Origin of the sequence: Arsukibacterium sp. (genome assembly GCF_041616895.1) — a bacterium.
Lineage (GTDB): Bacteria > Pseudomonadota > Gammaproteobacteria > Enterobacterales > Alteromonadaceae > Alishewanella.
The window spans coordinates 1-17,683 of the sequence record NZ_JBFJPY010000023.1 but is presented as its reverse complement, the minus strand read 5'-3'; the positions used below and the strand labels follow the sequence as shown (position 1 = coordinate 17,683).

Sequence of the window (17,683 nt, the reverse complement as noted above, 5' to 3'; positions counted from 1 at the left end):
TATCGCGTTTAATCAATGAAAAGCGTAAGCAAGTCATTCAGGTAGCGGGCACCTTTATCGGTAATTTGCCAGTGCTGCTCGGTACTTTGCAGCAGTTGCTGACGCACTGCGGTATCAATAGCCCCCTGGATGCTGCTGACGGGCAGACCGGTATAAGCCGTGAAATCTGCCTGCGGACAGGCTTCAAGTAATCGAAACCGGTTCATAAAGAACTCAAAGGGCCGATCTTCTGCCAATACCTGCTCTTTGCTGTCAACATAACCACGACTAATGTCCATGTAACCTTTTGGATGTTTGATTTTAACCGTGCGCAAAATCGTATTGCGACCTGGCAGGGTTATCTTGCCATGAGCACCACAACCAATACCCAGATAATCGCCGTATCGCCAGTAATTCAGGTTGTGCTGACATTGATGGCCGGGTTTGGCATAGGCCGATATTTCATATTGCTGATAACCGTGTTGTTGTAGCAATGCCAGGCCTTGTTGCTGAATATCCCACAAGGTATCGTCGGCCGGTAATACCGGCGGTCGTGAGGCAAAAGCAGTGTTAGGTTCAATGGTCAGCTGATACCAGGATAAGTGCGGCGGGGCCAGAGCAATTGCCTGGCTTAAATCGGCCAGAGCGCCAGCGATATCCTGTTGTGGCAAGCCATGCATTAAATCAAGGTTAAAACTTTGCAGCGGCAGGACTTTGGCCAGTTGAGCGGCCCGGATAGCTTCGTCGCAATCATGAATACGGCCAAGGGCGCTCAGCTGAGCTGCCTGGAAACTTTGCACGCCAATAGAGAACCTCGTAACACCCGCAGCAACATAGCCGGCAAAGCGCTCGGCTTCAACCGTACCCGGGTTGGCCTCCATGGTAACTTCCATGTCAGTGCTGCAGGCAAGGCGTTGTTTAACGCCCTGCAGGATCTGGCCAATACCGTTGGCCGAGAATACACTGGGGGTGCCACCGCCAATAAAAATACTGGACACGGTGCGGCCTGCCACCAGCTTGAGGTCCTGGTCTAAATCTGCCAGTAAGTGGGCGATATACTCCTGCTCAGGAATACCTTGTTTCACTGCATGCGAATTAAAATCACAGTAAGGGCATTTTTGAATGCACCAGGGTATGTGAATATACAGCGACAGTGGCGGTAATTGCAGGCCCACTTAACCTGGTTGCTCTGTTGGTAATTGTGGCATTTGCGCGACCAGCTGGCGTAATGCCTGGCCCCGATGACTGACTGCGGCCTTTTTCTCTTTGGAGAGCTGCGCGGCACTTAGCGTGTCGCCGGTGGGTATAAATATCGGATCGTAGCCAAAACCACCACTACCTTGCACCCGCTCGCTGATGGTGCCAGGCCAGACGCCATGGCAGACTATCGGGGTAGGGTCACTGGCATGGCGCAGATATACCAGCACACAATGGAACTGGGCACTGCGTTTTGCTGCAGGCACTTGCTGCAGTGCATGTAATAACTTACTGATATTTTCAGCGTCGGTGGCGGCCTCCCCGCTGTAGCGGGCTGAATAGATGCCGGGCTCACCACCAAGGGCATCGACCGCCAGGCCAGAATCATCGGCAATAGCGGGTAAACCGGTAGCCAGTGCCGCATGCCGTGCTTTTAAAATGGCATTCTCGATAAAGGTCAGGCCGGTTTCATCGGCATCGGTAACCCCCAGCTCTTGCTGTGGCACAACGTGAAGCTGATGAGGAGACAGCAGGGCTTGTAGTTCACTGATTTTGCCTTTATTAGAGCTGGCTAGCACAAGTTTTTGCATTTTTCCCGGGCTTAAAATTTGGAGTGGACGAAATTAATCAACAAAAAACGTATGGCTGAATGTCAATTGTTGCTGTTGTTCACCCTGACCAAGAGTGATAGTGAAATTGTAAAGTTGCTCATTCTGATAGGGCACGGTGGCCAGATAGTATACGGCGTCACCTTCTACCACCTGGTTAAACTCCAGTTTGCGTTGGCGGCCAAATAAGTCTTTGGCAATACCATTAATGACAACCTGTTGTGCCTGTTGGCTTTTACTGTCCAGCACCGAGATATTAATAACACCGTTAAACTTACTGCGCTGAATGTTATATTCCACCGCTATTTCCGGCGTTAAAAAGGTCGCTGGTAATGCAATATAATGCACATCCCAGCTACCAAGTTGCTTCATCTGCTCAGCGCTCAGCTGCGAGCTGGCCAGTAAGGTGCATAGACTAAAAAACACCGCTGTAAAGGCTGACTTTTTCATAATATTACTCCTGTTAAACCGTTAAACTGCTGCACTAAAGCTTTATAGCCCCCGAAACACATCGGCAAACAACAAATTAATAAACTGAATGGCGATAATCAGCACGAACACTGATAAATCCAGGCCTCCCATCGGTGGAATAACCCGACGGATGGGCCGTAGCAGCGGGTCTGTTAATTGATGCATGACCATTTCAATCGGGTTATTGCCCTGGCTGAACCAACTTAACAAGGCACGGATAATTAAGATCCAGAACATCAGGTTCAGGGTTTCTTTAATCAGCACCAATAAGCCACTGATAAAGGTTGCCGGGATCTGAATGGTCCCAACCAGCACCAGCTGTAGTACTACAAGTTTAGCTACTGCCACCAGATATGCCAGCAACACCGTAGCGGTATCAAGCTTGCCGATACTGGGAACTAACCGGCGCAGCGGTATAACGATAGGGTTGGTGACTTTCACAATAAACTGGCTGAACGGGTTATAAAAATCGGCTCTGGCCAGTTGCAGCCATACCCTCAGAATTACCAGCATTAACAGCAAATTAAACGCGGTATTTATTAAAAACAGCATGGCCTGCATTATGAGTCTCCGGCAGCTTAAATTTGTTGTGCCATTTCTTCAGCACGCTTAATAGCGGCATACATGGCGTCTGCAACCATCTTTTCCAAGCCCTTGTCAGCAAAAGTGGTTACCGCTTCATGAGTAGTACCGCCTTTTGAGGTAACATTAGCGCGCAGCTGCGCAAAGCTCTCATCGCTTTGCAGTGCCATTGTTGCCGCACCAAGGGCCGTTTTAGCCACCATGGCTTTCGCCTGCTCTGGGACAAAACCCAGCTGCTCAGCCACTTGCTGCATCGATTGCATAAAATAGAAAAAGTAAGCCGGAGAGCTGCCGGTTACTGCAATAATATGGTTAATCTGAGCTTCTTGCTCCAGCCAGACATTCATGCCGGTGCCACTGAACATGTGATCGACAAAGGCCCGTTCATAGTTAGAACAGCGGCTGGGAAATAAGCCGGTAACACCCTGACCGACCAATGAGGGGGTATTTGGCATCGCGCGAACCAGTCGCACCTTGCCCAACCACTGCTCATAACGCTTTACTTCTATGCCGGCAGCAATAGTAACAAACAGCTTTTCCTGAATTTCAGGCGCTTCTTGCAGTAACTTATTACATAAGTCTTCCATCATTTGCGGTTTCACCGCGAGTACAATGATATCGGCTTTGCGAACGGCTTCAATATTATCCAAAGTGGTACTGATGGCATAGTCAGCAGCCAGTGCCGTCAGCTTAGACTGACTGCGGTTGGCTGCGATAATATTGGCGGGAGGGTAGCCCGCATTAACCATGGCAGCGATAACGCAACGTGCCATATTGCCTGCGCCGATAAAGGCGACGGTGTTGTCATTCATTTCTTTCATAAGTCCTTGCGCCAAAAATTGCGGTGCCTAATCTTATCATAGTTGCGCCATATTGCAGAGCCAGCGGCCAGTCGTCTGACATCCCCATGGATAATTCTGTTGCGCCAGGGTGCTGTTGTTGCAGGCTTTTTGATAATTGCGCCATCAGCGCAAACGCCCGCTCACTATCATCTGGCGCCGGTATCGCCATTAATCCGCGCAATTGCACATGCGGAAGTTTTGCAATGGCCGCAGCCAGGGCCGGTAGCTCATCTGGATGAATGCCGGCTTTACTTTGCTCGTTACTGATATTAATTTGCAGCAACAGCTGCAGCGGTGGTAGCGCTGATGGGCGCTGCGCCGATAGTCGCTCGGCAATTTTCAGCCGGTCAATGCTATGCACCCAGCTGGCATATTCGGCAACCAGGCGGGTTTTATTCGATTGCAGCGGGCCGATAAAATGCCATTCCAGCTCTGCTAACGCCGCCAATTCGGTTGCTTTTGCCTGTAACTCCTGCGGGTAATTCTCGCCAAATTGGCGCTGACCGGCCTGATACGCTGCTAATAACGCGGCAACGGGTTTGGTTTTGCTCACGGCAAGTAAACACACAGTCGCCGGATTGCGACCAAGCTTCTGGCAATTTTCTGCAATGTTGTGATAGGCGCCATTCAGTTGTTCTGCTATGTTATTCATATTTGTTGGCATGTTGGAGTATATATTGTCATGGATATTACCGAATTATTAGCGTTTAGTGTTGAACACAAAGCGTCAGACTTACACCTTTCTGCTGGCGTACCACCACTTATCCGGGTGGATGGTGACGTTCGTAAACTGAATATACCACCCCTTACCCACAAAGAAGTGCATGCGCTTGTATACGAAATTATGACTGACCGGCAGCGCAAAGAATACGAAGAGAATCTGGAATCAGATTTCTCGTTCGAAGTTCCTAATTTAGCCCGCTTCCGGGTTAATGCCTTTGTGCAGAACCGTGGAGCATCAGCCGTATTTCGTACCATTCCCAGTGAAGTCCTCACCTTAGATGATTTGGGCGCGCCCGATATTTTCAAGACCATTTCAGAAAACCCTCGTGGCCTGGTGTTGGTAACCGGTCCAACCGGTTCGGGTAAAAGTACCACATTAGCCGCCATGGTGGATTACATTAACACCACCCGCCATGACCATATTCTGACTATCGAGGACCCGATAGAGTTTGTCCACAACAACAAATTATGTTTGCTGAACCAGCGTGAAGTGCACCGTGATACTCATAGTTTCAGTAATGCACTGCGTTCAGCATTGCGCGAAGATCCTGATGTGATTCTGGTGGGTGAATTACGTGATTTAGAAACCATCCGCCTGGCAATGACCGCGGCAGAAACTGGTCACCTGGTGTTTGGTACCTTGCACACTACCTCGGCGCCAAAAACTATCGACCGGATCATCGATGTGTTCCCGGGAGAAGAAAAAGACATGGTGCGTTCCATGTTATCTGAATCGCTCAGAGCCGTTATTTCGCAAACTCTGTTGAAAAAGATTGGTGGCGGCCGGATCGCAGCACATGAAATTATGGTTGGGGTACCGGCTATCCGTAACCTGATCCGTGAAGATAAAATTGCCCAGATGTATTCGGTCATTCAAACCGGTGCGGCCCATGGTATGCAAACTATGGATCAGTGTCTGCTGAACCTGGTAAACCGGGGCTTAATTTCGCAAAAAGATGCGCAAACTAAAGCTCAGGATAAAAACACCTTTGGCGCGATGGGGCGAATGTAGAGCAGTATTGAGGAACTGACGGTATGGAACTGACAGATTTTTTAAGCAAAATGGTCAAAATGGGTGCATCCGATATGTTTGTGACTGCCGGTATGCCGGTAGCCGCAAAAATAAATGGCGAAATGACCCCGATTGATACTACCCCGTTAACCGATGCTGCTTCACTGGAGCTGGTACTTGATGCTATGAATCAGAAGCAGCAGCATGAGTTTAATAATACCAAAGAGTGTAACTTTGCGATTGCCAACGATGCCGGACGCTTCCGGATCTCGGCCTTCTGGCAACGGGATCAGGCAGGTATGGTGGTGCGACGCATTGTAACCACTATCCCGAATGCTGATGAGCTGGGGCTGCCACCTATTTTAAAAGACATTATTATGTCAAAACGGGGTCTGGTGCTATTTGTTGGCGGAACCGGCACGGGTAAATCAACGTCACTGGCGGCGCTGCTTGGCTATCGTAACCGTAATTCGAAAGGCCACATTCTTACTATTGAAGACCCGATAGAGTTTGTACACGAGCACCAGAAAAGCCTGGTAACTCAACGGGAGGTGGGAATTGACACCGAATCGTTTGAGGCTGCCCTGAAAAGCTCACTGCGTCAGGCACCAGATGTCATTCTGATTGGTGAAATCCGCAGTCAGGACACCATGGAATATGCGTTGTCGTTTGCCGAAACCGGCCATCTTTGTATTGCTACCCTGCACGCCAATAATGCTAACCAGGCCATTGACCGCATTATGCATTTGGTTCCCAAAGAAATGCATGCCAAGCTACGCTTCGATTTGTCACTAAACCTGCGGGCTATCGTTGCGCAGCAACTGATCCCCACGGCAGATGGTCAGGGGCGACTGGCGGCAATCGAAGTTTTGTTAAATTCGCCGTTGGTGGCTGATTTAATTGCCCGCGGTGAGGTCGGCGAGATTAAAGCGGTAATGAGCAAATCGCGCGAGCTGGGAATGCAAACCTTTGATCAGGCCTTATATGACATGTATCAGCGGGGCGACATCAGCTATGCCGATGCCATCCACCATGCTGACTCACCGAATGATTTGCGCCTGATGATTAAATTGCGTAATAACGAGACCAAAGGTGCAGGTTTCCTGTCCGGGGTTACCTTAGAAGGTTTTGAACACAAAGACGAAAAGTAACATTGCACTAAACGTAGCATTGCCCAAACGTAACATGTCACAGTACGTAACTTCGTACTATCATCAAGTCGCCATCAGGCGGCTTGCTGATAACGCTTATGTAAAATTAATACCCGTTTAATATAAGCCTGAGTTTCAGCGAATGGGGGCACGCCCTTATGCCTTCTAACATTACCCGGGCCGGCGTTGTAGGCGGCCAGACTAAGGGTAACATCACCGTTATATTGCTTCAGCAAACTGGCCAGGTAGGCACTACCACCTTTAATGTTTTGCTCGGGCGATAGCGGATCGTTGACGCCGAGCATGGCCGCCGTATCTGGCATTAATTGCATTAATCCCATCGCTCCACGTTTTGACAAGGCCGCCGCCTGAAAAGCAGATTCCGCATGAATAACCGCCCTGATAAGCGCGGCATCTAACTGTTGCTCAGATGCTGCCCGGTCAATAATCCGGTTGTAAGACCTGACAAATAACGGCGTTTTATACCAATTAATCGCCGAGTTTGGATCGCAGGCGAAACAATCGAAATGTAATTGCTGATAAGGCCGGTTTACCGGTCGTCGGTCAGAAAAAAGCACGGTACCATCAGCCTGTTTCGATTTAAACACTGCAATGCTGTTGGCAGGCGCGGCTTGCGCCGTTTTGGACACGGCGGGCTGTTGCTGCTGATTGGGGCTGAGTTTCACCTGGCGCTTAGGCTCATCGTCAGTTGTCTGCTGCCTGGCCATTAACGGAGCGCTAAATAGCAGGCATAGCCAACAGAGCGTTATTACAAGTCGTTGCACGTCGGGATCTTCCATCTGGCATTGGCCTGCAAGTAAAGCACTAAGCTGTTTAAATCTCAAGCGGTGATAAGCGTCAGAAGCCGGTTCAGTGTGTTTTATCTTGCAGCGACTGATCTTTTTGCAGTTGCCGGCTTAAATAGGTCAATAGCAATCCCACTGTCACTAATACCAGTGGCAGGCTGATACTGCGCCACAAGCTGACATTCAACCCTGGCAACCAGAAAGCGACGGCGAGCACCGCTTTATCGGCCAGTTGCGCTGCATAGTAGCTAATTGCGACAAAGGATAAGCCTTCTACTACCTGTTGCAGTTTTAGTTGCAGCCTGGCTTTTTTATCCATGGAGACCAGTAATTGCTGGTTTTGCTGCTCTAGTTTCAGGTTTATCCGGGTTCTTAATAACTCGGTGGAACGCCCTAGCCTGGCACTTAAGGTGGTTTGCCGGATCTGCACCGACTCACTGGTTCTAAACGCGGGTGTTAAACGGCGCTCAGTAAAGTCCTGCAGCGACATAAGATCACTGATCGGTGTTTCATCCAGCGCGACTAAGCGGTCCTGGGTAAGTTGATAGTAAGCGGCAGTCGCTGCCAGGCGTGAACTGGTCTCGGCAATTAAATGCTCGGTCTGCGCGGCCAGCTGGGTGATCTGGTTTAATAGTCTTTCGTCATTGTCTTGTTCCTGCTGGATCCGCTGGGTTAACATGGATAACTGTTGTTCCAGATTGTGCAGTTTCTGCAACGACTGGCGGGCAACCGGCCAGCCAAGTAACGCTAACTTGCGGTAGTTACCAAGATCAAATAAATGCTGTACCAGCCGACCCAGCCGGGCAGGGCTTAAGCCATAATCGACCAGTAACAATCTGCCCGCACCCTCAGCATGTTTCTGAAAATCGGTCCATATTCGGGCTTTTTGGCCGGCCAGCATACTGCTGATACAGGTTTCTTCATTAAAATAACGATTTATCTCACCTTTGGCTGGTAAGGCTTTAGCAGGCAATATGGTCAGCTGCACCACCCGGAAAACCTGGCCTGGCAATTCATCGAACCAGTCGTAACTGGGTAAAAAACTAAGTGGGTCATCAAATAACGCCGGTGCATTGCCAGGTAAAATAAAAGTGTAGCTGGAAAACTCGCCATGGCGCTCCCAGCGCAGGGTACCGGCAAATAATGGAATATTAAGATCCTGGTCAGTTTCTGTTAAATGGGCACCCTGCTGTTCAGCGTGTTGCTGCATCAGACTAAATTCCAGCTGGCGTGAAGCACTGGCAACAGTAAAGGTAAAATGGCAAAGCCTGCAAGGGGCATTAAGTGCCGGAAAGGTACGCTGGCGTAGTTCTTTGTCCAGCACATCACGCAATGGGTGATTTCTCAGGGTAAGCTTACTCATACTTATTACTCATAATGGGATCCTCAGTCGCAGTAAACCGTAAAGGCAACGAGTCGGTTAACTGTAAATGCCTGTGTTAGTAACAAGCAGTTCCTGTGCCACAGGGCATTGGTGGTGCTGCAGATCAATAATGGGGCTCCAGTTTTGCAGTTAAATGTGGCAAATCAGTGGCATTGTGGTGAAAGCATTGTGATCGTAAAACGATAGGCTGCTGATAAAACGCACGACTACCTGCAATAACACGCCCAAAAATAAGGCAAATTGCTGCAAGATGGGGCAGCCTCGGCTAAACTAAGCTTCCTGCGTTTTACCTTAGCCCGGACCTTGTTATGATGCGCTCCCTCGATAACCCCCTGTTGCTGGCAATCTGCAGCGTGCTGTTGGCGATGCTAACGATTCAGAGCGGAGCGTCACTTGCCAAGCAGCTGTTTCCACTGATTGGTCCGGATGGCACCACGGCGTTACGTCTCGGTTTCTCAGCCATGGTGTTGTGGCTGGTGTTCCGGCCATGGCGTGCTATGCCGCGTGGACATGACTGGCGGGCCATTATTGTTTATGGCCTGTGTCTGGGCGGTATGAATATTTTGTTTTATCTGGCGATTGCCCGTATTCCTCTGGGGATTGGTGTGGCGCTGGAATTTACCGGTCCGTTAGCGGTCGCGCTGCTGTCTTCAAGACGCAAACGCGATTTATTCTGGGTTGCGTGTGCCATTGGCGGCATACTGCTGTTACTGCCTGATATGCGTGGGAACGAGGCGCTGGACCCGGTTGGCGTGTTGCAAGCCCTGGCAGCAGGTGGATGTTGGGCCGGTTATATTTTATTCGGCAAAAAAACCGGCTCGCAGGCGTCAGGCGGGATTACGGTGGCTCTGGGTATGACAGTCGCTGCACTGGTGCTGGTGCCGGTGGGCGCCGTGACGCAGGGTATGGCGCTGTTAACCTGGCAGGTGCTGCCACTGGGCTTGCTGGTTGGTATCTTATCCAGCGCTATTCCGTATTCGCTGGAAATGGTGGCGCTACGCCATATGACGTCACAGAATTTTAGTGTGTTTATGAGTATTGAGCCGGCAATCGCCGCCATGGTAGGTTTTTTATTTCTGGCTGAGTTTTTAACACTGTGGCAGTGGTTGGCTATTGTCTTAGTTATTATTGCTTCGCTTGGTAGCTCGCTAACTGCCGGCAAGGCTAAAACTGCCTCGCCGGTTGTTACCGAACACTAATTACATTTTTGGCATGATAACGCTGTCTAACACATGGATTACGCCATTGCTCGTTTTGATATCAGTGGCGATGACTTCTGCGCCATTGACGTAAACTTTACCCATTTTAACTTCAATAGCTACGTCCTGGCCCTGCACGGTAGCGGCAGATGTTAATTTAACGACATCAGCAGCCATCACTTTACCTGCAACTACATGATAGGTTAAGACGTTAGTCAGAGCAGCTTTGTCGGCTACCAGTGCATTTAAATCAGCAGCAGGTATTTTAGCAAATGCAGCATCGTTTGGCGCGAATACGGTAAACGGGCCTTCGCCTTTTAGTGTTTCAACCAGGTCGGCAGCTTTAACAGCGCTAACCAAAGTAGTGAAATCGCCGGCAGCGACTGCAGTGTCGACAATGTCAGCAGATTTTTTGTGATTGTGCGCCTGTACAGTCAGCATTAAAGATGCGAGCAACAGCGAACCGGTAAGTACTTGTGAGACTTTCATGATGTTTCCTTCTGTTACAATATTCAGGACAAAGTTGTCGGTGCTATTAACGAAGTAAACAACTAAAGCGATCACCGCTGAAAAAAAAGCCCGCATTTATGCTGCGGGCTTTTTGTTACACAGTGGCTGTTACTTAGCTGCTGACTTTCTCTGCAGTGCTATTGTCTTGGGGCTGTAACTGATAATCCCGCGCTAATAACAGATACATTGCTGGCACCACATACAAGGTGAACAGGGTACCGATGGTCATGCCACTGGCGATAACCAGCCCCATAGCGTAGCGTGACCCGGCGCCGGCACCGGTTGCGATCAGTAATGGGATCATTGCCAGCACCGTTGCCGCGGTTGTCATTAAAATCGGCCGCAAACGAATTGAGGTGGCTTCTTCAATAGCATCACGTTTACTGCGCCCTTCAACTTGTAACTGATTGGCAAACTCTACAATTAAAATACCGTGTTTAGCGATTAATCCTACCAGGGTTAACAGGCCCACCTGAGTATAAATGTTAATGCTGGTGACACCCAGACTGGTGAACATTAATGCACCGCAAACACTCATTGGCACCGTTACCAGGATAATAATGGCATTTTTAAACGATTCAAATTGTGCTGCTAAAATCAGGAAAATCACCACCAGCGCAAAAAAGAAGGTGACAACCAGCTGCTGGCCTTCGGCCTTAAACTGGCGGGACTGACCCGCATAATCAACGCTAAAACCTGCCGGCATCACTTCTGCAGCAATCTGGTCCAGTACCGCTAACGCATCCCCTAACGGTACGCCCGGACGCGGTACGCCGGATATTTTTACGGCGTTAAGTTGCTGAAACCCCTTTAACGCCTGAGGCTGTACTGACTCGGATAAGGTGACCAGTGCAGACAATGGCACCAGTTCACCATCACGATTGCGGGTGTAAAAGTCTTTCAGCTGTGCAGGGTTCAGTCGCTCGCTGCGCTCTAATTGCGGAATAACCCGGTATGAGCGGTTATCTAAAGCAAAGCGACCCGCATCAGCACCGGACATTAAACTACCAAGATCTGCGGCAATTTGCTGCATTGATACACCCATTAACGCGGCTTTTTCCCTATCAACTTCAACTGTCTGCCGCGGCCGGTTTATTTTTAAGTCACTGTCGACAAAAATAAAACGACCTGAGGCCATCGCCCGGCCCAGGATCTCTTGTACCACAGTCTCCAACGCAGCAAATGGCTGGGTTGAGCCGACAATAAACTCAACCGGGGTACCACCGCCGGGGGACGGCAGAGAGGGCGGTATCAGCGCGAAGCTGTTAATCCCGGGCAAATCGGCCATAAAGGGCTGAATATTTTGCTCCAGCACCTGGGCGGTAGTGCGCTCCCGCTTATCCCACGGCGCCAGCACAAAACCCGCGATAGCATTGTTGGTGCTACCGGTACCGTTAATAATAAAAATATTTTTAATTTCCGGGGCGACGCTGCTGAGCTTATTCAACTCACTGGTATTTTTTTCCAGATAATCCAGGGTAGCAAAGCTATCTGCCTCCAGAATTGAGAACACAAAGCCCTGATCTTCCGGTGGCTCCAGCTCTGAGGGGCTGGTAACAAATAAAAAGTAGCATGACACCAGCACAATGGCTCCGAAAGTGAGCACCACCGGCAGATAATTAAGAGTGCTGTGTAACTGGCGCTGATAACCGCTGCGTAAGGTTTCAAAACGTTGATCAAGCCAGTGTTCCAGTGAGTTATCGTTTGGATTTTCATTATTATGTGGCTTGAGAATGAAGGCACACATTACCGGCGATAGGGTCAGAGCAACCACCCCGGATAAAATAACTGAGGCCGCGAGGGTAAAGGCAAATTCGACGAATAACACGCCAGTTAGCCCCCCTACAAACCCGATGGGCAAAAATACTGCCACCAGGGTAGTCGACATGGTAATAATCGGCCAGGCCAGCTCACGGGCTCCCAATATTGCTGCGTCTGTGCGCGATTTACCCTCTTCAATGTGGCGGTGAATGTTTTCCAGCATAATAATGGCATCGTCAACCACGATACCGATGGCCAGCACCATCGCCAGTAAGGTCAGTAAGTTAATGGTGAAGCCGAGCAGCCACATTAAAAAGAAGGTACCTATCAGTGACACCGGAATGGCTACAGCCGGAATAATAACGCTGCGCATTGAACCTAAAAAGGCATAGATCACCAGAATAACAATGACCAGCGCCAGCACGATAGAAATAACCACTTCGTCAATGGCGTTCTCAATATATTCGGTAGAGTCATAAGGGATGTCGGCATCAAGCCCCTCTGGCAACTGGGTAATAATGTCCTGCTGCCAGACCTTCCTGACTTCGGCAATCACATCCAACGCATTGGCATCGGGTGAAATTTCTATACCGATAAAGGTGGCTGCCAGGCCATTAAAACTTACCGAGCTATTGTAGCTTTCGGCGCCAAGCTCAACTGTGGCAACGTCTTTTAAGCGCACCAGGGCATTGCTATCGGCGCTAATCACTAAGTCAGCAAATTGCTCAGCACTACGTAAATCGGTGGCGGCATTTAAATCCACCGCGACCATCTGGCCTTTCGTTCGGCCAAGTGCCGCCAACACGTTATTACTGCGCAGGGCGCTGCTGATATCCGATCCGGTAATGCCAAAGGCGGCCATTTTGGCCGGATCAAGCCAGATCCGCATCGCAAAGGTGCGGGCACCAAGAATGTCAGCCCGCTGTACACCCGGAATGGTTGCCAGTTGTGGCTCAATAACCCGGACTATATAGTCCGTTATCTGATTATTGCCCAGTACGTCGGAGTAAAACGACAAATACATTGCTGCCGTGTCCTGGCCTACTTTTAGTGAAATCACCGGGTCGCGGGCGTTTTCCGGCAGTTCTGAGCGAACTTTATTCACCTGAGCCGCGATTTGGGTCAGCGCTTCATTGGGTTCATAGTCGAGGCGCAGGTAAGCTTCAATGGTGCTGGATCCAGCCACTGAAGTGGAGACCAGATAGTCGATACCTTCGGCGGAGGCAATCTCCCGCTCCAATGGCGTGGTGATAAAGCCCTGAATAAGGTTGGCATCTGCGCCAACGTACACGGTGTTTACCGTAACAACCGCATTCTGAATTTCCGGAAATTGCCGTACATTCATATCCATAATCGCCCGCAGGCCGAGCAGAATAATAAACAAGCTGACAACCGAGGCCAGGATCGGTTTTTTTATGAAGACATCAGTAAAGCGCATGGTAATTAATCCTTACTGGTTGGCCGGGTTGGGCGTGGGATCTGCACTCGGCGTGACCTGTTGGTTGTCACTAATTTTCACCTGGGCGCCATTGCGAAGTTTTAGCAAGCCTGAGGTCGCGACTAAATCGCCGGCCTTGAGGCCATCGGTTATCGCAATCAGATCGCCGCGGCTCTGGCCGGTGCTGACAAAACGCTGATGAGCGGTAAGTTTGCCCTCTTCGTTGCGGATCAAAAACACCGAGTTACCATAAGGATTAAACTGAATAGCCGTTTGTGGTACCAGGGTTACCTCTTCGCTTGTTCCGGTATCCATCTGTACCCGGGCAAACATGCCCGGCCGCAGTTTATGTTGCGGATTGGCAAAAGTAGCCTGCACCTCAACACTGCGACTGGACTGACGAACGGCTGGGGCAATAGCCGTAATTTCACCATTAAACTGCTGATCGGCCCAGGCATCGACATTGACGGTAAGCTGCTGGCCAGCAGTGATGCTGGCAAGTTGTTGCTCTGGCAAGCTGAAATTCAGATAAATAGGATCAAGTGATTGCAAAGACACCACATTATCGCCGGGTGAAACCAATTGGCCCAGACTGACCTGACGAATACCAGTCACTCCGTCAAAGGGGGCATGAATGGTTTTCTGCGCAATTCGGGCTTGCTGCGAGGCCACGGCCGCTTTTGCTTGTGCGGCTTCACTTTCACGGCGCCTGACATCCAATTCTGACACGCCTTTATCACGCAGCAAGGTTTGCAACCGGTCTAACTCCAGTTCTGCCAGCTGCTGCGCTGCCTTTAAACGGGTAAAATCAGCCTGATCTATACTGTCGTCCAGGGTAATCAGCAACTGGCCTTTGCGAACCTCGCTGGCGTTGTCAAACTGAATACTGGTAATGATGCCGCTGGCCTCAGTGGAAAGCTCGGCGCTATTAATGGCGGCGAAGCTACCAACTGCGCTAACAAAAGGTTGCCACTGTGCCGTGGTCACTTCTGTGGCGGTAATGGTCGCGACAGGCATCGGCATATTGTCAAAGTACTGGTTCATAAAATGATTGCCAATTGCCTTATAACCGAAAATACCACCAAATATCACGGCGGCGGCAATAAGCATTACCAGCATACGTTTGAACATGGAATCTCCTTAATGGGACATTATCCCCGATTAAAAATAAAAGTTAGCCAGAAATATTTAACAGCTCGCTGAGTTCAGCAGCCTTATTCTTGATTTGTACTATGTCGCTGACATCAAACAGAGGTTGCCAGCCCATACCGTTAAGTAACATATGCATATGACGGTACTGCTGCATATCGTGTCGCGGCACGGCAAACGCTTCGAGTAAGCCACTGGTTTGCTCCAGCGTTTGGCCACCCTGGCATAAGGCCCACGGAGCTATGGCCAGCTCTATGGCACTGCAACCGTTACTGATTAACATGCCCTCATCAATGGCTTCCTGGACTACAGCGCTCACCAGCGCCGCTATCGGCTGCCCGCATTGCAGCACCTGTTCACGCCTCAAAGCTGAGGCATTCTCCCACACCGCTTCGGTGAAAATATATTGGCTTAGCTTGGCATGGATGGGATTGTGTTTACGAAAATCGCGCTCGGCGACACTAATAGCAAACATCTTGTCGCGACTGGCTACCGGTAAGGCAACAATCTGTTGAAACATTTTTAAATGCTGAGCACTGTGTCGGGCGGCCAGCGCCACCAGCAAGTCTTCACGCGATATGAAGTGCTGATACAAAGTGCCTGTAGCGTAGTCACAGGCTTTGGCTAATCTGGCCATTTGCAACTGAATAATGCCATCCTGACTAATCATGTCTTCAGCGGTATTCAGAAACAACTGCTCTCGCTCGTCGCGTTCACGCTGTTTGCGCTCTGATGTACCCATAGGTCGCTCCAGGATTTGAAAATATGACAAATTATGAATCAGATTCAAAATTTGAGCAAGTGTCAAATTTCGTCAAGGTGTGGAATCGTCAAAGAGAGGTTGTTTGTCAGGTATATTTTATTCTGCGTTAAGCACGGCTCGTGATTTTTCACTAAGATTAACTGAGCATCAATCTAACCTTTTCAGAAGGCGGTATGATAATGAACAACGTTGCCCAATTAATGACCACTGATCCTTTTTGTGTTAAGCGTCAATCAACTTTAAAGGACGCACATGACCTGATGCGCGGGAAAAACGTCCGCCATATTCCTGTTATTGATGACAGTGGCGAGCTGGTAGGGATGCTAACCCAGAAAATCATGATCGCTAAAGTAATGGCTTTAATGGCCCAGTTTGGGGCGGTGGCGCTGGAACGCAAAGAAAAGCAGTTGCTAGTCAGCGAATTAATGGCGACTGACTTTGCCACGGTGACGCCAGAGCAGTCGCTGGCCGACGTTGCTGATTTTTTTGTCAGCAATCGCCATGGTTGCTTACCGGTGGTCGATAGCGCTAACCGTATTGCCGGCATCCTAACTTCTTCAGATTTTGTAAAGCTGGCAGCCCGGTTATTAAAACAACAGGGTTAGCACTGATACCAGCATAGCTGATTTTTGCCCCGGCTTTTTGCCTGATACATGGCGGCATCAGCTTGACGTAATAACACGTCGGCTGAAGTGTCATCACCACTGAACATCACCAGACCAATGCTACAACTGCATTGATGGTTCAGTTGTTGTTCGACCTAACTTATCGTGCTGGCATAGCGCTGTGTCTTATTCCAGTCAGCGGCCAGAGGATCAAGCATTTGAATTAAGCTGGATTCTTTAAGCAAATACTTACTGTGTTTATCCATGGAACACTAATCTTAGACTGTCAGCTTCAGGTTAACCAGCATTGGCTAATTTTTTCCAATAAAAAACCTCTGACAGGCAGAGGTTTTAACAAAATACCGTATTTACCGCGGTAAGTTTACTTGGCTAGTTAACACCAATTTCTTTTAGCAGTGCAGTGGCGTTATCAACCTGTTGCATCTGCCATAGCATAAAGCGCAAATCTACCTGAATTGACCGGGTATTAGCCGGATTGTAATCCCAGTCTGAGATGATGGAATCCAGGGTGCCGTCAAATGCCAGCCCAACAAATTCGGCTTTACTGTTAAGGATTGCCGAGCCTGAGTTACCGCCGGTAATATCCAGCGTAGCCAGGTAATTAACCGGCACAGAGTTTAACGCTGGCGCCAGATAGGGCCCATAGTTCTTAGCGTTAATTGCTGCCAGTTGTTCGGCTGGTGCATTAAATTCACCCTCGCCAGTTGCTTTAGCGGTAATACCACGCAGTGTCGTAAACGGTGCCCAGGCATTACCATCTTCGTTACCATGTGCCCGACCTTTGACATTGCCGTAAGTGACCCGTAGCGTGCTGTTGGCATCCGGGTACACGGCTTGCCCTTTAGACTGCATAAAGGCCATTTTTGCGCGCATATAGCTGGCATAAGCCTGTTGAATTTTCCCTGCCAGTTGCTCTTCTTTAGCTTCTTGCTTTAAATCACTTTTATAAAGCGCAACGGCGGCCATAACAAACGGATCTGCACTCTGACTAAACTGCGCTGGCTTACTGTCAATCAGGGCAGTGCGATTCGTCAATTTCGTTAAACCCGTGTTGGCATACCAGCTATCAATCAGTGCCGACAGCTCGTTTTGACTCATGCTGTTTTTTATACCCAAAGCCGCGTCAAAATCTGCGTTTCGCTGTTGCTTGGGTAATGCCACGTACTTGGTCAGGTTATGTAAATCCAGCGCTTTTTCCACGCTGACATCAAAGTTTCGCTCCATGCCGGCGACATAGGCTTTAAAACGAGGAATATCGCGCTGCTGGTAACCTGCTTTTCGTTCGGCGTCAGGTTTGGTGCTTTCCTGCGCTAACCGATATAACGAGCGTGCTACAGTAAGCAAGCGAGGTGTGGCATTGTTCAGCGCATAATCAGCGCGGGCCTGGCGATGTTCCTCTGCTAACAGTTTATCAATTGTAGCCAGATCTTTTGCATAGGCTTTTTTGTTGTCGCGGCTGCTGTTCACCCAGTTACTCAGCGC

General features: G+C 49.5%; 18 protein-coding genes. 4 read left to right on the top strand and 14 right to left on the bottom strand.

The window, feature by feature from the left end; translation table 11 throughout:
* Positions 1 to 8: 8 nt before the first annotated feature.
* The 6 genes from hemW to ABY802_RS06020 are packed head-to-tail and all read right to left on the bottom strand — an operon-like array spanning position 9 to position 4,331.
* A complete protein-coding gene (gene hemW, locus ABY802_RS06045) occupies positions 9 to 1,154 on the bottom strand; it encodes a radical SAM family heme chaperone HemW (RefSeq protein WP_372626123.1) in 1,146 nt (381 codons plus the stop codon).
* The gene (rdgB, locus tag ABY802_RS06040) at positions 1,155 to 1,766 is read right to left on the bottom strand and encodes an RdgB/HAM1 family non-canonical purine NTP pyrophosphatase (RefSeq protein ID WP_372626122.1); all 612 of its coding nucleotides are present in this window, start codon (positions 1,764 to 1,766) and stop codon (positions 1,155 to 1,157) included.
* A 33-nt stretch (positions 1,767 to 1,799) separates the two neighbouring features.
* Positions 1,800 to 2,234, bottom strand: coding sequence for a DUF4426 domain-containing protein (locus ABY802_RS06035; RefSeq protein WP_372626120.1), 435 nt, complete (start codon positions 2,232 to 2,234; stop codon positions 1,800 to 1,802).
* A gap of 42 nt (positions 2,235 to 2,276) precedes the next feature.
* Positions 2,277 to 2,816: a YggT family protein gene (locus tag ABY802_RS06030; RefSeq protein WP_372626119.1), complete on the bottom strand. Its 540-nt coding sequence runs from the start codon at positions 2,814 to 2,816 to the stop codon at positions 2,277 to 2,279.
* 17 nt (positions 2,817 to 2,833) lie between these two features.
* Complete coding sequence (proC, locus tag ABY802_RS06025) at positions 2,834 to 3,658, bottom strand: pyrroline-5-carboxylate reductase (RefSeq protein ID WP_372626118.1); 825 nt, start codon at positions 3,656 to 3,658, stop codon at positions 2,834 to 2,836.
* A complete protein-coding gene (locus tag ABY802_RS06020) occupies positions 3,642 to 4,331 on the bottom strand; it encodes a YggS family pyridoxal phosphate-dependent enzyme (protein WP_372626117.1) in 690 nt (229 codons plus the stop codon). Before ABY802_RS06020 ends, proC begins: the two co-directional genes overlap by 17 nt.
* Positions 4,332 to 4,361: 30 nt before the next feature.
* Here ABY802_RS06020 and ABY802_RS06015 point away from each other — a divergent pair, with 30 nt between their 5' ends.
* Positions 4,362 to 5,414: a type IV pilus twitching motility protein PilT gene (locus tag ABY802_RS06015; protein ID WP_372626116.1), complete on the top strand. Its 1,053-nt coding sequence runs from the start codon at positions 4,362 to 4,364 to the stop codon at positions 5,412 to 5,414.
* A gap of 23 nt (positions 5,415 to 5,437) precedes the next feature.
* Positions 5,438 to 6,565, top strand: coding sequence for a PilT/PilU family type 4a pilus ATPase (locus ABY802_RS06010; RefSeq protein WP_372626115.1), 1,128 nt, complete (start codon positions 5,438 to 5,440; stop codon positions 6,563 to 6,565).
* A gap of 74 nt (positions 6,566 to 6,639) precedes the next feature.
* On the opposite strand, the gene ABY802_RS06005 is transcribed toward ABY802_RS06010, so the two are convergent.
* Together ABY802_RS06005 and ABY802_RS06000 are read right to left on the bottom strand one after the other, a co-directional pair.
* On the bottom strand, positions 6,640 to 7,365 hold the full coding sequence (locus ABY802_RS06005; protein WP_372626114.1) for a lytic transglycosylase domain-containing protein: 726 nt from the start codon (positions 7,363 to 7,365) through the stop codon (positions 6,640 to 6,642).
* 70 nt (positions 7,366 to 7,435) lie between these two features.
* Entirely contained in the window at positions 7,436 to 8,734 is a 1,299-nt protein-coding gene (locus ABY802_RS06000; protein ID WP_372626113.1) for a DUF3422 family protein, read from the bottom strand.
* Positions 8,735 to 9,063: 329 nt separating this feature from the next.
* Here ABY802_RS06000 and ABY802_RS05995 point away from each other — a divergent pair, with 329 nt between their 5' ends.
* Positions 9,064 to 9,954: a DMT family transporter gene (locus ABY802_RS05995; protein WP_372626112.1), complete on the top strand. Its 891-nt coding sequence runs from the start codon at positions 9,064 to 9,066 to the stop codon at positions 9,952 to 9,954.
* Here ABY802_RS05995 and ABY802_RS05990 read toward each other — a convergent pair whose 3' ends face one another.
* The 4 genes from ABY802_RS05990 to ABY802_RS05975 all read right to left on the bottom strand — a co-directional run bounded on the left by ABY802_RS05990 (position 9,955) and on the right by ABY802_RS05975 (position 15,554).
* A complete protein-coding gene (locus tag ABY802_RS05990) occupies positions 9,955 to 10,443 on the bottom strand; it encodes a fasciclin domain-containing protein (protein ID WP_372626111.1) in 489 nt (162 codons plus the stop codon).
* A gap of 133 nt (positions 10,444 to 10,576) precedes the next feature.
* The gene (locus tag ABY802_RS05985) at positions 10,577 to 13,663 is read right to left on the bottom strand and encodes an efflux RND transporter permease subunit (protein WP_372626110.1); all 3,087 of its coding nucleotides are present in this window, start codon (positions 13,661 to 13,663) and stop codon (positions 10,577 to 10,579) included.
* Between the two features lie 12 nt (positions 13,664 to 13,675).
* Positions 13,676 to 14,794, bottom strand: a complete 1,119-nt coding sequence (locus ABY802_RS05980; protein ID WP_372626109.1) for an efflux RND transporter periplasmic adaptor subunit — start codon at positions 14,792 to 14,794, stop codon at positions 13,676 to 13,678.
* 43 nt (positions 14,795 to 14,837) lie between these two features.
* Complete coding sequence (locus ABY802_RS05975; RefSeq protein WP_372626108.1) at positions 14,838 to 15,554, bottom strand: TetR/AcrR family transcriptional regulator; 717 nt, start codon at positions 15,552 to 15,554, stop codon at positions 14,838 to 14,840.
* Between the two features lie 200 nt (positions 15,555 to 15,754).
* Between ABY802_RS05975 and ABY802_RS05970 the strand changes: the two genes are divergently transcribed.
* On the top strand, positions 15,755 to 16,180 hold the full coding sequence (locus ABY802_RS05970) for an HPP family protein (protein ID WP_372626107.1): 426 nt from the start codon (positions 15,755 to 15,757) through the stop codon (positions 16,178 to 16,180).
* On the opposite strand, the gene ABY802_RS05965 is transcribed toward ABY802_RS05970, so the two are convergent.
* Together ABY802_RS05965 and ABY802_RS05960 are read right to left on the bottom strand one after the other, a co-directional pair.
* A complete protein-coding gene (locus ABY802_RS05965) occupies positions 16,177 to 16,323 on the bottom strand; it encodes a diguanylate cyclase domain-containing protein (RefSeq protein WP_372626142.1) in 147 nt (48 codons plus the stop codon). The two genes, ABY802_RS05970 and ABY802_RS05965, sit on opposite strands and share 4 nt — an antisense overlap.
* Positions 16,324 to 16,570: 247 nt before the next feature.
* A partial coding sequence (locus tag ABY802_RS05960) for a S46 family peptidase (RefSeq protein ID WP_372626106.1) occupies positions 16,571 to 17,683 on the bottom strand: 1,113 nt, incomplete at its 5' end.

What these genes read in the sequence shown, in the direction of transcription:
- rdgB (WP_372626122.1), bottom strand. Translation starts at nt 1,766, where the DNA reads ATGCAAAAACTTGTGCTAGCCAGCTCTAATAAAGGCAAAATCAGTGAA.
- ABY802_RS06035 (WP_372626120.1), bottom strand. Translation starts at nt 2,234, where the DNA reads ATGAAAAAGTCAGCCTTTACAGCGGTGTTTTTTAGTCTATGCACCTTA.
- ABY802_RS06030 (WP_372626119.1), bottom strand. Translation starts at nt 2,816, where the DNA reads ATGCAGGCCATGCTGTTTTTAATAAATACCGCGTTTAATTTGCTGTTA.
- proC (WP_372626118.1), bottom strand. Translation starts at nt 3,658, where the DNA reads ATGAAAGAAATGAATGACAACACCGTCGCCTTTATCGGCGCAGGCAAT.
- ABY802_RS06020 (WP_372626117.1), bottom strand. Translation starts at nt 4,331, where the DNA reads ATGAATAACATAGCAGAACAACTGAATGGCGCCTATCACAACATTGCA.
- ABY802_RS06015 (WP_372626116.1), top strand. Translation starts at nt 4,362, where the DNA reads ATGGATATTACCGAATTATTAGCGTTTAGTGTTGAACACAAAGCGTCA.
- ABY802_RS06010 (WP_372626115.1), top strand. Translation starts at nt 5,438, where the DNA reads ATGGAACTGACAGATTTTTTAAGCAAAATGGTCAAAATGGGTGCATCC.
- ABY802_RS06005 (WP_372626114.1), bottom strand. Translation starts at nt 7,365, where the DNA reads ATGGAAGATCCCGACGTGCAACGACTTGTAATAACGCTCTGTTGGCTA.
- ABY802_RS06000 (WP_372626113.1), bottom strand. Translation starts at nt 8,734, where the DNA reads ATGAGTAAGCTTACCCTGAGAAATCACCCATTGCGTGATGTGCTGGAC.
- ABY802_RS05995 (WP_372626112.1), top strand. Translation starts at nt 9,064, where the DNA reads ATGATGCGCTCCCTCGATAACCCCCTGTTGCTGGCAATCTGCAGCGTG.
- ABY802_RS05990 (WP_372626111.1), bottom strand. Translation starts at nt 10,443, where the DNA reads ATGAAAGTCTCACAAGTACTTACCGGTTCGCTGTTGCTCGCATCTTTA.
- ABY802_RS05985 (WP_372626110.1), bottom strand. Translation starts at nt 13,663, where the DNA reads ATGCGCTTTACTGATGTCTTCATAAAAAAACCGATCCTGGCCTCGGTT.
- ABY802_RS05980 (WP_372626109.1), bottom strand. Translation starts at nt 14,794, where the DNA reads ATGTTCAAACGTATGCTGGTAATGCTTATTGCCGCCGCCGTGATATTT.
- ABY802_RS05975 (WP_372626108.1), bottom strand. Translation starts at nt 15,554, where the DNA reads ATGGGTACATCAGAGCGCAAACAGCGTGAACGCGACGAGCGAGAGCAG.
- ABY802_RS05970 (WP_372626107.1), top strand. Translation starts at nt 15,755, where the DNA reads ATGAACAACGTTGCCCAATTAATGACCACTGATCCTTTTTGTGTTAAG.